We start from the raw sequence: 13,405 nt of genomic DNA on the forward strand, positions 1-13,405 counted from the left end.
AAGTTTTTGGATATTTACCACATCAATATTACATGTAAACAGCTAAACCAAACCTAAGATCACTTAAGGCTTATAACAAATAGAACATGAAAAACAATTGGCTGCTCTACGGGGCATTTCTACTATCCCTTTCCATCAGTTTTGCCCAACACGGGAACAAATCCAGCTTATCCATAAAAAAAATAATGCAGGGCGATGACTTTGTAGGCCATCTTCCTTCAAATCCCCAATGGTCCTTGGACGGCCAGACCCTGTATTTTGATTGGAATCCAGAAAAAGCCCAAAACGATTCCCTTTATGCCTACCATTTAAAATCGGCCAAGACTATAAAAACCGATTTTGAGACCTCCTACTCCCTACCCAGTACCAATGGTGTTTATAACCCGGATAGATCACTAAAAGTATATTCCAAAAGAGGCGACATATTTCTTTTAAATCTTAAGACCCGAGGCCTAATCCCAATAACCCAGACCGAAGAATACGAAAGTGCTCCCCATTTTACCGATAATGGTACCAAGATAGCCTACCGACAGGGCAAAAATCTATTTACTTGGGATATAGCCAATGGTAGTACGGTACAACTCACCAAAATTAAATCGGCAAAATCAGAGGACGAAAAAAGTGCAAAAGACCAATGGCTGTATGAAGATCAATTAGGACTATTTGAGGTACTGCGCGAACGTAAGAAAAAAAAGGACAATGCGGAGGAGATGAAAAAACGCTTTGAGGCCAAGGGTCCCATACCTTTAGACCCAGATGACAAATCAATATACAATCAACGGATAAGTCCAACAGGAAATTACATTACTTACTTAGCCACAAAATCGCCTACAAATAAAGGTACCATTGTTCCACATTATGTTACCGAATCCGGATATACGGAGGATGAAAGCACAAGATCCAAGGTGGGCAACGAACCCTACGAATATGAAATGTTCGTTTATGACATTGCCAACAAAAAGGCCTATCCAGTGGTTTTGGACAGTCTGCAGGGGTTAGATTACGTACCTGAGTACACCAAGGACTATCCGGATAAAACTTATGAAAATAAAAACAGACTGGGCTATATTGATGGGCCACTTTGGAGCGAAGACGGGAAATATGCCTTGCTGGACATTAATAGCAACGACTATAAGGACCGATGGATAGTACTTCTGGATCCAAAAGATGGCAGTGTTTCTCTTTTGGACCATCAACATGACGAAGCTTGGATTGCCGGCCCGGGTATTGGAGGATACGACGGGGGTGAAAAGGGCTGGATGCCCGATGGAAAAAGTATCTGGTTCCAATCGGAAAAAACAGGCTATTCACATCTCTATGTTATAGATGTTTCTACCAAAAAAATAAAGGCTTTGACCTCGGGTGAATTTGAAATCTACGACCCACGAATATCAAAGGATAAAAAACGTTGGTATTTTACAGCCAATAAAAACCATCCAGGAGACCGACAATTTTATAGTATGCCCATTGGAGGTGGAAAACTGCGCCAGCTGACCCAGATGACCGGGTCCAATGAGGTTACCTTATCTCCTGACGAGCGCAAAATGGCCATTTTGCATTCGTACACCAACAAGCCCACAGAACTTTACATACAGGACAATCCCATTTGGGCAAGATCCACAGCAACGGCAAAACGCATAACCAATTCTACCACCAACGATTTTAACGCCTACGAATGGCGCGATCCCCAAATAATTACCTTTAAGGCCGAGGATGGCGAGGCAGTACACGCCCGCCTGTACAAGCCCAGTTCCGACGTAAAAAATAAGGCGGCCATTATTTTTGTCCATGGAGCCGGCTATTTACAGAACGCCCATAAATGGTGGAGCACCTATTTTAGGGAATATATGTTCCACAACCTCTTAGTGGACAATGGCTATACCGTCTTGGACATAGATTATAGGGGCAGTGCCGGTTACGGCAGGGACTGGCGTACCGGAATTTACAGACATATGGGCGGAAAGGACTTGTCCGACCATGTGGATGGGGCTAAATATTTAATTGATGAACTCGCGATCGATCAGGATAAAATTGGCATTTATGGAGGCTCCTATGGTGGATTTATCACCTTAATGGCAATGTTCAACGCCGCTGACACCTTTAAGGCGGGCGCCGCCATACGATCTGTGGGCGATTGGGCCGCTTACAGCCATGGTTATACAGCCCGTATCCTGAACACCCCGGTCACGGATAGCTTGGCTTACAGAAGAAGCTCCCCTATCTATTTTGCCGAAGGCTTAAAGGGCGATTTGTTGATCTTACATGGAATGATAGATGACAACGTACATTTTCAGGATATGGTGCGTCTCTCACAACGCCTGATCGAATTGGAAAAACACAATTGGGAAATGGCGGTGTACCCTGTAGAACGCCATAGTTTTGTGGAGCCCAGTAGCTGGACAGATGAATACACCCGTATCTATAAACTATTCCAGGAAAGTTTACTGGACAAAAAGTAGTTAAATAGGACTTTTGCCTTCTAATGAGTTATCCCTAGAAATGGGCTAGCATATATGGCCAAGTAATACATTCTGCCATAAGCTGTCCTATTGAGGAAACCTTACAAAATAGCCCACTTCAGCAAATTAGAGGAAGTTTAATATGAATTAAGTTTATAGGTTTTCAGTTTTAAGGAATAACTTAAAAATCCACAACTTTTCTTTTGACTAAAATTAGCCTATTTTTATCAAAAATTAGCCCAATGGACATCCAAGACAAATTCTTTGAACATATACAGAAAGGATACACCACAAAAGGAGACTTTATTACAATGGGGGCGGCCATGTTGAATGGCGAAACCATAACCAATGCCCATGTAAAGATACCTTTAAAAACACTTAACAGACATGGTCTTATCGCCGGGGCAACAGGTACTGGTAAAACCAAGACCCTTCAGGTAATTGCCGAGAACTTGTCGGAAAAAGGAATTCCAGTATTGCTTATGGACCTTAAAGGTGACCTAAGTGGTCTGGCACAACCCAGTCCAGGGCATGCAAAAATTGATGAACGGCACAACAAAATAGGTCTACCGTTTACGCCTACGGCTTTCCCGGTGGAAATACTTTCGCTCTCCGAGCAGGACGGCGTAAAATTACGGGCCACGGTTTCTGAATTTGGTCCAGTACTTTTAAGCCGTATTTTAGACCTTTCCAAAACACAGGAAGGTATTGTGGCCGTCGTTTTTAAATATTGCGATGATAACAAGCTACCGTTGCTGGACCTTAAGGACTTCAAAAAGGTGTTACAATACGCCACGGAGGAGGGCAAAAAAGAATTCTCCGAGTCCTATGGCCGAATATCCACCAGTTCTACGGGTACCATTCTAAGAAAAGTAATAGAACTGGAACAGCAAGGTGCCGAACTATTCTTCGGGGAAAAATCCTTTGATGTAGAGGATCTTACCCGTATAGACGAAAATGGTAGAGGTTACATCAACATTATTCGCTTGACCGATATACAGGACCGTCCAAAATTGTTTTCCACCTTCATGCTCAGCCTCTTGGCAGAAATTTACGATATTTTTCCAGAGCAAGGCGATACGGGGAGACCAGAATTGGTCCTTTTTATAGATGAAGCCCACCTTATTTTCAATGAGGCCTCAAAGGCGCTACTAAATCAAATAGAGAGCATTGTAAAACTAATACGCTCCAAAGGAATCGGTTTATATTTTGTAACCCAAAACCCTACCGATGTTCCAGATGCCGTATTATCCCAATTGGGATTAAAGGTGCAGCATGCCTTACGTGCATTTACCGCAAAGGACAGGAAAGCCATAAAGCTAACCGCAGAAAATTATCCCATTTCAGAATATTACGACACCAAGGAAGTCTTAACGTCCTTGGGAATTGGGGAGGCTCTGATCTCGGCCCTGGATGAAAAAGGAAGGCCAACCCCTCTTGCTGCCACCATGTTAAGGGCCCCAATGAGCCGAATGGACGTGCTAACGGACAGTGAACTAAAGGAGGTGATAGGCAGTTCAAAATTGGTTAGAAAATACAACGAAACCATTGACAGGGAAAGTGCCTACGAGATGCTTAACGTTAAGATAGAAAGGGCAGAGAAACTGGCCGAAGAAGAAAAGGCCTCTTCCAGTAGAAAATCAACCCGATCAACTACCAGAAGAACCAGTACCCGCCAAAACCCCGTAATAAAAGTACTGACCAGCGCAACTTTTATCAGGGGCGTATTGGGCGTATTAAAGAAAGTTATGCGATAGTCCCAGGATTATTGAAAAACAAAAACCCATAAAAATATAATACGAATACCTTTTAATTATAAAATGATAAGAAAATCGATTTTTGTCCTAGCGCTAAGCTCGCTACTCTTTATTCAATGTAACACCAATACAGATTTTGTGATTGCCAAAGATCAGGTAGGCAAACTGCATAAATCCAATACCATTGATGAAATTGAAACCATATTTGCCAGTGATTCCATAGTAAGTGATACGGCAATTACCAGGATTGGCACCCCTGCAAAAAAAATTAGTATCTATGAAAAAGGAGGCAAACAATTGCTGACCCTTTCCCCCAATACCGATAGTATTCCAAGTATTGAGATCATACGTATTTATGACCCCAGGTTTGTTACCGAAAAGGGAGTTGGGCTCAATAGCACCTTTAAAGATATTAAGGACAAGCACGCCATCAAAAAAATTATAACCGCCCTTAATAATGTAGTCATCTTCCTAAAAGACTCTGATGCCTACTTCACCATAGCCAAGACCGAACTTCCCAGTAATTTGCAATACGGCAATAGCGATATTGAAGCTGTACAGATACCGGACAAGGCAAAAATAAAATACATGATGGTGGGCTGGGAATAGCCATATCTATCCTATGCAAAAATTTTTATACCACGTTCTAGCACGATCCTACGGTGCCTACTTTAATTCCACCGCTCTCTTCTCCGAAAAAGAAGCGGGAAAAAAAGCGTTCAAACTTTTTAGCACCCCAAGAAAAGGCAGGGTTTTACCCCTTCAGGAAGAATACTTAAAAATGTTCTTGGGGAAAAAGATATTTGTAAAAAACACAGGCCTACAGACCTATGAATGGCCGGGAAGCAAGGAAACCGTTCTCTTGCTGCACGGTTGGGAAAGCAACGCCTTTAGGTGGCGGAATCTCATAGAAAAATTACAGGAAAGGGAATTCAACATCATTGCCTTTGATGCACCAGGTCACGGATATTCTGAAGGCACAAGTTTAAATGTAGTCACCTATGCAGAGCATGCCCAACACCTCATCGAATTATATAGTCCTAAATATATTATTGGTCATTCCATGGGCGGATTGGCCACTATACACAACCAATATCAAAACCCGAATACTTCCATTGAAAAAATTGTGACTCTGGGCGCACCGGCAGAACTTGCGGAGTTAATGGAGCATTACCAGAACCTTTTGAAGTTTAACAAAAAAGTTTTACAGGGGCTGGACAAGCATATATATGAACACTTTAAATTTAAAATAGACGACATATCCACTCCCAAATTTGCCAAGTCCATTTCCAAACCAGGGCTGATAATACATGATGAATGGGACCCGATAACTCCCTTTAGTGCCTCTTCCAGACTGCATGAAAACTGGAAAAATAGCAGGTTGATAAAAACCACTGGTCTTGGCCACTCCTTACATCAAGAAGACCTATACCGTGAAATCGCAGATTTTTTAAAGTCGTAATATCTTCTACAATTTTTACTCCAACCCAATATACTCCTTTAAAAATGCCTATTTTTATCCGTAAGGGCTTGACCCTAATTCTGAAAATTAACACTTTAAAATATGTCTCAAATAACACCCTTCCATATCGCCATCCCCGTTCATAATTTGGCTGAATGCCGTACCTTTTATGGAGAGATATTAAATTGCGAAGAAGGAAGAAGCAGTGACCATTGGGTAGATTTCAATCTGTTCGGTCACCAATTGGTAATTCATTACAAACCCAAGGAACAGGAAGAAGAGTTGCATGTTAACCCTGTAGATGGCAAGGATGTTCCCGTACCACATTACGGGGTAGTCCTTCCCTGGGACACCTTTAAAACCTTTTCGGAAGAACTTATTGCCAAAGGGGTCGACTTTGTTATTGAGCCTTATATCCGTTTTAAGGGAGAAGTTGGGGAACAAGCTACTATGTTCTTTATGGACCCAGCAGGAAATGCCTTGGAATTCAAGGCCTTTAAGGATATGGGACAATTATTCGCAAAATAAGTATTCCCATACCCATAAACTTATATTATTCTAATCTTTGGTGTTCATAAAAACCTTTACAGGTTTTTCATGAACTTCATATTGTGGGTCATACTCTCAAAAGGGGTACTGGCATATTCCTCCTGCTCTATAAATATGTACTTTAAACCAGATTCCTTCTTGTACTGCAGCATTTGGGCAATATTTAGACCGCCTTTTCCAAACTCGGTGCTTTCCTTTTTCGTCATGTCCATATCCTTCAAATGCCATAACGGAAATCTGCCCTCATATCTTTTAAAATAATCCAAAGGATCCTTTCCTGCTACAACTACCCACCCTAGGTCAAGTTCCATATGCACAAGGTCTGCTTGGGTGTTGCTCAATAGAATGTCGTAAAACACCTCCCCGTTTTCGGATTCAAATTCATATTCATGATTGTGGTATCCGAACTTAATGTTTCTACTCTTGCATTCTTCCCCAGCCTTATTGAAGGCCTCGGCCACTGCCTTATAATTATCGGCTGTTTGTCCCTCGGTAGGCATGGAGGAACAAATTAGATATTCCTGTCCGGACTCTGCGGCCTGATCCATTGTCTCCTTCCAGTGTTCGTCCAAGGCAACATGCCCACTCCTGAGGGTCATACCGAGATCTTCACAAACGTTTTTCATTTCCTTTGGTGCCAACCCGTAATAAAGTCCCTCGGTACTTCTTGCCGATTCAATTTGCTTAATTCCCAAGGCTGCTATTCTCTTTAAAGTACCCACGCCATCTTCCAACATTTCCTTGCGAAAGGTATACAGTTGTACCCCTAAATTCTTTTGGGGATTCTTATAGGGCAAGGTAAACGATGGCAGCAATACCACTCCTGCCGCCAACATGCCCGACTGGACCAAAAAATCTTTTCTTGTTGTCATTTTATCTACACTTTATGTTACTGTGACCAAGAGGTGGGTTTTCTATCCCATCTATGCAACTTCAATTCTTGATATAACTCCTTGGGCAAACCTTTGCCATCACTTAAGGCCGTATTCATTAAAACGTTCCTTTCCTTCCGCATTCCAGGGATAATGGTACTTACCGTTTTGTTCATGGTAATAAATCGCAAAGCCATTTCCGCCATGGCCATACCTTCAGGAACCACCGGTCTCAGCAGATCTGCCTTTTCCGCACTTGCTATTAAATTCTCGGGAACAAAATATGTCCCTCTCCAATCCCCTTCCGGAAAGGTGGTCTCCTTGGTTATATTCCCCGTCAAGGTGCCTTCGTCAAAAGGAACCCTGGCAATGACAGCAATATCCAAAGCTGCACATAATGGAAAAAGAACATCCTCCGGAGCTTGATCAAAAATATTATATATAACCTGTACCGCATCGAAGGCTCCTGTCTTAAGGGCCTTGATACCATTTTCTGGTTCCCAGCGATTTACACTTATACCCATGGCGGCTACCTTGCCCGACTTTTTTAAATCTTCCACCGCTCTTTGCCATTCTTCACGATCGGACCAACTGTCGTCCCAGGTATGGAACTGCATCAAATCTATTTGCTCCCTGCCTAAATTCTGAAGGGTCTTTTCGGTATAATCCACTATATGGGACGTAGGATAGGACTCCTCCAAACTATATTCCGGTTTTGCCGGCCATTTAAAATTTTTAGCTGGGATCTTACTGGCCGTATAAAGCTTTTTATTGGGAAACCTTCGCAGCAATTCGCCCAATAATTTTTCACTGTGCCCATGACCATAGGCCCAAGCGGTATCGAAAAAATTAACTCCGTTTTCCACAGCCAGATCCAACGACTTGGCAGACAATAGGTCGTCGGACTCGGTCCATCCCCCCATGCCCCACATTCCATATCCTATTTCACCTACATCCCACTGGGTTCTACCAAATTTTCTTATAATCATATTTAATCTTTAATACTTTCTTGCTATTAGGAATACTGGTAATCATTATTGATCAATACTGATGAAACGCATCGGAAACAAACTCCAAAACCACTGGCAGGGATTCCCGCCAATAGGTCCAACTATGTCGCCCTTCCCTTACCCTATATTCATGGGGCACCTCTTTCTTTTTCATGGCAATATGTACCAGACTATTGCCTTCATAAAGAAAATCGTCATCTCCGCAGTCTATAAACCATCTAACGGACTTCATGGCATCGACCGATGAGGACTCAATTAAGGAGAGGGCATTGTGTTTTTCATAATACGCACTTACTAGGCTATCCTCATAATTTTCGTTATTGCTTTTCAGCCTTTGCTTAAAATCTTCCAAACTTAAGGCCCCAACATAGGCACTTAAAGGGCAGGCCGAGGAAAATAATTCCGGATGGTGTAGGGCGTACATGAACGTTCCACCACCACCCATGGAAAGGCCTGCTATTGCCCTATACCTTTTCTCTCCCTTAATGCGATATTTTTTTTCCACATAGGGCATTAATTCCTCAAAAAAGAAATCTTCATAACGCCAATCCCCTTTTATGGAATTAAAATAACCCCTAGTTCCGGTATTGGCATCTGGCATTATAATGATCATAGGTGTAGCTGTCCCCTCCTTTATAGCGTTATCCGTAAGACGCAGCACTTCCCCGAATTGTACCCAGCCGGTTTGATCATCGCCAGCACCATGCAGTAAATACAAAACAGGATAGCTCCTAATGGACGTTTCATAATCCGGAGGCAGATACACCGCAAATTCCCTTTCACTTTTAAGAATTTCACTCTTCATGCTTAGTGCGTCGAACACTTTTCCGGTCTGTCCCATAATCGGATTTCCGAAAAGGAGCGCCAATAACAATAAAATGTAGTTTTTCATTTTATCAAGTTTATCTATAATATTTAATGAATTCATAAAGAGCGATTGTATATACACTTTATTGAAGTCCAGGAATTTCCACCATTTCGTTTACGTCCTCATCATAGTCTACCCCTTCTACCATAAACCCGAACAGATTGAAAAAATCTTTTTCATAGCCCTTAAGATCCCCAATGTTTGGTAAGGTCTCCGTGGTGGCCTCCTTCCAAAGTGCTGCGACCCGGGCCTGAACATCATCACGCATTTCCCAATCATCTATCCTTATTCTTCCTTTATCATCAGTAGGTGTTTTGTCCGCATACAATCTATCTTGGAACAAGCGCTGAATCTGTTCTATACATCCTTCGTGTATACCTTCTGCCTTCATTACCTTGTACAAAAGGGAAATATATAATGGAATTACCGGTATAGCAGAACTCGCTTGGGTTACCAATGCCTTGTTTACGGAAACATAGGCTTTGCCATTTATCGGTTTTAAACTATCAGATATAGTAAAAGCAGTAGCCTCCAAATGATCCTTGGCACGGCCAATGGTTCCTTTTCTATACACCGCTTCCGTAAGTGAAGGGCCTATATAAGAGTAGGCTATTGTAGTAAACCCTTCTGATAGTAGTCCTTCCTTTTTTAAATCATCTATCCACATTTTCCAGTCGTCACCTCCCATGACGGCCACTGTATTTTCTATGTCATCCCCTTGGGCTGGTTCTATGGATACTTCGGATACTACCCCACTGTGAAAGTCCACAGTTTTATTTTTAAATTTGCCCCCTATAGGCTTTAAGACCGATTTATATTTTACACCCGTATCTGGATGTGTCCGCACAGGGGAAGCCAAACTATAGATAACCATATCTACTTGGCCTAGATCGGCTTTGATCAGATCCAAGGTTTGCTTTTTAACTTCATGGGAAAAAGCGTCCCCATTTATACTTTTTGCGTACAATCCGGTCTTATGCGCTTCTTTTTCAAAGGCGGCACTGTTGTACCAACCTGGTGAGGCAGGTCTGCCCTCTGAGGGTGGTTTTTCAAAAAATACCCCAATGGTAGATGCCCCGGCACCAAAGGCACCAGTAATTCTGGAAGCCAAGCCAAAACCGGTGGAAGCTCCTATAACCAGCACTTTTTTTGCCCCATCTATGGCTCCCTTGGACTTAATATATTCAATTTGATCAATAACATTTTGTTCGCATCCCTTAGGATGGGAGGTAAGGCAAATAAATCCACGTGTTCTAGGCTCTATTATCATTTCTTAATTTATTTTTTGCACTCTCCCAACATGGGGTGTGTTATAGTGCATATTATTTATAATTTTCCCAATTATCGAAGATATATAAAAGATTCAAAAGACAAAGTTGTAGTGACTAAAATTGTATCTTATAATGCGGATTTAGATAAAAGTATCCTGATTCTAGGGTAATTGTTCCATTAAAAACCGTTTGACATTCTCGCCCATAATGGCTCTGATCTCCACTTCCGAAAATCCTTGGTCCATTAATTCCTGAACAATAAAAGGTAGTCCGGTTACATCTATGGGCGTGGTGGCCGCACCATCAAAATCGGACCCTAGGGCCACATGTTCAATGCCCACCAAATCACGGACATACTTCATAGCCTCCACAATGTCCTTGATTTCACCTTTTATGGCCCCCTTAAAAAACCCAATACCTATAAGTCCGCCCGTGGCTGCAATTCTCTTTATATGCCGGTCCGATATGTTGCGGGGGCTGTCCTTAGTACCTTTTACTCCCGTATGTGATACCAAAACTGGTTTGTTGGAAATGTCTAAAATATCATCTATCATTTTTGGGGAGACATGTGCCAAATCGATAATAATACCCAATCTATTCATCTCGTGAATTACTTCCCCACCGAAATCGGTAAGCCCTTCTCCGGAAAGACCGTGTGCTGATCCTCCTATTTCGTTGTCAAAAAAATGGGTAGGGGCCAACATTCTAACCCCTTCGTAATAGATTTTTTGCAAATTTTCCAATTTCCCTTCTAGGCAATGTGCTCCTTCAATTCCCAAAAAACCACCAATAACCTCGGGATCCGCTATTTTTAGATTTATCAAGTTTTTTAAATCTTGGCGCGATTTTACCAATATGAACTTACTGTCATTCTTCCCCTGATAGTTCTGCAAAGCTCTTGCCTGATACTCGGCCCGCTTGTACAAACTAAACCACTTATCCGGGAACCGGCCCTGCACGAAATTCAACATCGTAATTTTATCGAAGGCGTCTGCACTATTGCTCTTAAAATTCTGCCCTTTGGGAGATTTCGTAACTATGGTAAACGCCTGCAAACTCATTTTGGCCTGTCGCATACGTGGAAAATCCAAATGGGCATAATCCAAGCGTTTGGTCAAATCACGATCCCACAATAAGGCATCGCAATGTAAGTCTGCTATGAACTCAAGCGAACTGTACAATTCCTTCGCTTCGTCCCCTAACACCCTGGGATCATTATATTCAACAAGGTTCATCTGTTTGTCCAAAATGGGAGATACTAGAAGCGTTGCAATGAAATATAGAATGAGCACAACGGCCAAAGCGTATCTAAAAATTTTTTTCATGCAATCCCCCCATTTTAATGAGCTAAAAATTAATCAAAATAAATTAAAACAACTATAACGCCTGTCGATTTATTATTTGCAAATATCCCTACTACCTTGCTTTTTGCAGTTTAGGGAAATCTAACAACGGAAATATCTTGGGGAAAGCCCGTGAGATATGACAGGAACAAAAAAATTGAATTCTCGCAGTTAGCATAATGCTTGGAATTCCTTGAAAAGCAACTTTCTAATACAGAAACCCCACCAAAATGGTCGGATTCGTTTGTCCAACGCATTTCATTGAGCCTGCAACTTTTGAAATGCGGATCTCACGAACAAAACAAAAATGAAAATAAAACGTTATAAGATTAAATTGAATTTGGATACACCTACTAAACTCTGAACTCATGAAAAAAGTAATCTATTTTGCCACAGTCATCTTTTGCGTCCTAACCCTAAGCAGTTGTACCAATGATGAAGACGAAGAAAAAATTGATGTCCTCACCCCGACAGACGGTTCTCAAACCGAACAAACCATTGTAGAGCCGTCCATTTAGATTAGGAAAAAAGATCTATTTGAAGCACATCAGGCTTTAAATAGATCTTTTTTGTTTCTAATCCGTTTCTTATAAAGACCTTTGGCAGCCCTGCTATAAGGTAACCTTCTTATGATTTAAACGTAATGGTAAAAGTAGTCCCCTTATCGACCTCACTATCCACGGTAATTTTCCCCCCTAGGTTATTAATATGATTGTATACCAAATATAGGCCAACACCTTTACTGTCCCCGTTATGGTGGAATTTCTGATTTAACCCAAAGATTTTACCCCCAACTTTCTCCATATCAAAACCAAGTCCGTTGTCCGTATATACCAACTGTTGCAGACCATTTAAAACCCGCGAAGTAATGGAAATAACCGGTGGAACATCTGGCCTTGCATATTTTATGGAATTGGTCAACAAGTTCAGGAAAACGCTTTCCATGTAATTTATATTGTGCTTTACGCCCCTAAGGGCCGAAAAATCGACCTTAAAGGTTACATTGGCATTACCCAGCAGGGAATTGATGGAGGACTTAACCTGTTGAAGAGTTGATTCAAAATCTACCTCTTCCAAGTCAATATTCGAGCTGTCCTTCTTACTTAGCAGGTCTACATATTTATTGAGGGAATTATTGAGTCCCTCAGTTGCTTTCTTCATATAATCCAAGGTTTCCAATATTTCGGCATCATCAATTTTGCTAAAATCCAAAAACTCAAATATGGACAACAAATTGTTTACCGGTGACCTTAGATCATGCGATGTGGTATAATTGAGCTGTTTTAATTCTTGATTCCTATTCACCAAGTTAATAAGATGTTCTATCCGTTCCTTTTCCAACTTTTTTTTGTGGGTAATATTTTTAGCAATGGCATAGATCAAATTTTGGTCCTCCAATGGAATTGAAGTCCAATGCAACCAAACCAAATCCCCGGATTTACAAACATATCTGTTTTCATAATTGACCAAGGGTACATTATTTTTCAAATTTTCCCTATATCTGGCCGTTAGATCCATATCTTCGGGATAGATAAACTCTTTAATTGGTCTAGAAAACAACTCTTCCTCCGTGTAGCCCAAAAGTTCGACGACAGCCGGATTCACTTTTTTAAAATACCCGTCATATCCTGCAATGCACAATAGGTCCATAGAAAGATTAAAAAACGGTTCAAGACTGGGATTTTCGGTATTCCGCATTTGGTTTTTTAGGATTGTGGCAATATACGTTTTTTAATTAATGGATATATTAAACTATTTTGGTCGATTCCCAACCACTATTCTACACATGAAAGTAAACTACCTTGGGGCAAGCC

Annotated in this window: 12 protein-coding genes; 6 read left to right on the plus strand and 6 right to left on the minus strand. The window is 41.4% G+C overall.

Going from position 1 to position 13,405, the window contains the following annotated elements; translation table 11 throughout:
- Positions 1–86 precede the first annotated feature (86 nt).
- The 5 genes from MWU84_RS07800 to MWU84_RS07820 all read left to right on the plus strand — a co-directional run bounded on the left by MWU84_RS07800 (position 87) and on the right by MWU84_RS07820 (position 6,206).
- Positions 87–2,459, plus strand: coding sequence for a prolyl oligopeptidase family serine peptidase (locus tag MWU84_RS07800; protein ID WP_246900300.1), 2,373 nt, complete (start codon positions 87–89; stop codon positions 2,457–2,459).
- A 242-nt stretch (positions 2,460–2,701) separates the two neighbouring features.
- A complete protein-coding gene (locus MWU84_RS07805) occupies positions 2,702–4,216 on the plus strand; it encodes a helicase HerA-like domain-containing protein (RefSeq protein WP_246900303.1) in 1,515 nt (504 codons plus the stop codon).
- 63 nt (positions 4,217–4,279) lie between these two features.
- Positions 4,280–4,825 (plus strand): hypothetical protein, encoded by a 546-nt coding sequence (locus MWU84_RS07810; protein ID WP_246900306.1) that lies wholly within the window; start codon positions 4,280–4,282, stop codon positions 4,823–4,825.
- Between the two features lie 13 nt (positions 4,826–4,838).
- Positions 4,839–5,678 (plus strand): alpha/beta hydrolase, encoded by an 840-nt coding sequence (locus MWU84_RS07815; RefSeq protein WP_246900309.1) that lies wholly within the window; start codon positions 4,839–4,841, stop codon positions 5,676–5,678.
- Between the two features lie 102 nt (positions 5,679–5,780).
- Complete coding sequence (locus MWU84_RS07820) at positions 5,781–6,206, plus strand: VOC family protein (protein WP_246900312.1); 426 nt, start codon at positions 5,781–5,783, stop codon at positions 6,204–6,206.
- 56 nt (positions 6,207–6,262) lie between these two features.
- On the opposite strand, the gene MWU84_RS07825 is transcribed toward MWU84_RS07820, so the two are convergent.
- From MWU84_RS07825 to MWU84_RS07845, 5 genes are all read right to left on the minus strand, one after another.
- Complete coding sequence (locus tag MWU84_RS07825) at positions 6,263–7,099, minus strand: sugar phosphate isomerase/epimerase (protein WP_246900314.1); 837 nt, start codon at positions 7,097–7,099, stop codon at positions 6,263–6,265.
- Between the two features lie 17 nt (positions 7,100–7,116).
- Positions 7,117–8,088 (minus strand): aldo/keto reductase, encoded by a 972-nt coding sequence (locus tag MWU84_RS07830; protein WP_246900316.1) that lies wholly within the window; start codon positions 8,086–8,088, stop codon positions 7,117–7,119.
- 52 nt (positions 8,089–8,140) lie between these two features.
- Positions 8,141–9,001, minus strand: a complete 861-nt coding sequence (locus tag MWU84_RS07835; RefSeq protein WP_246900318.1) for an alpha/beta hydrolase family protein — start codon at positions 8,999–9,001, stop codon at positions 8,141–8,143.
- Positions 9,002–9,059: 58 nt separating this feature from the next.
- Positions 9,060–10,247: an enoyl-ACP reductase FabV gene (gene fabV / locus MWU84_RS07840; protein WP_246900321.1), complete on the minus strand. Its 1,188-nt coding sequence runs from the start codon at positions 10,245–10,247 to the stop codon at positions 9,060–9,062.
- 162 nt (positions 10,248–10,409) lie between these two features.
- A complete protein-coding gene (locus tag MWU84_RS07845; protein ID WP_246900323.1) occupies positions 10,410–11,573 on the minus strand; it encodes a dipeptidase in 1,164 nt (387 codons plus the stop codon).
- 386 nt (positions 11,574–11,959) lie between these two features.
- Here MWU84_RS07845 and MWU84_RS07850 point away from each other — a divergent pair, with 386 nt between their 5' ends.
- Entirely contained in the window at positions 11,960–12,109 is a 150-nt protein-coding gene (locus tag MWU84_RS07850; protein WP_246900325.1) for a hypothetical protein, read from the plus strand.
- 109 nt (positions 12,110–12,218) lie between these two features.
- Here the strand turns inward: MWU84_RS07850 and MWU84_RS07855 are convergent, their stop codons facing one another.
- Complete coding sequence (locus MWU84_RS07855; protein WP_246900327.1) at positions 12,219–13,289, minus strand: PAS domain-containing sensor histidine kinase; 1,071 nt, start codon at positions 13,287–13,289, stop codon at positions 12,219–12,221.
- Between the last annotated feature and the right edge of the window lie 116 nt (positions 13,290–13,405).

Source organism: Arenibacter sp. F20364 (genome assembly GCF_023015905.1).
Classification (GTDB): Bacteria; Bacteroidota; Bacteroidia; order Flavobacteriales; family Flavobacteriaceae; genus Arenibacter.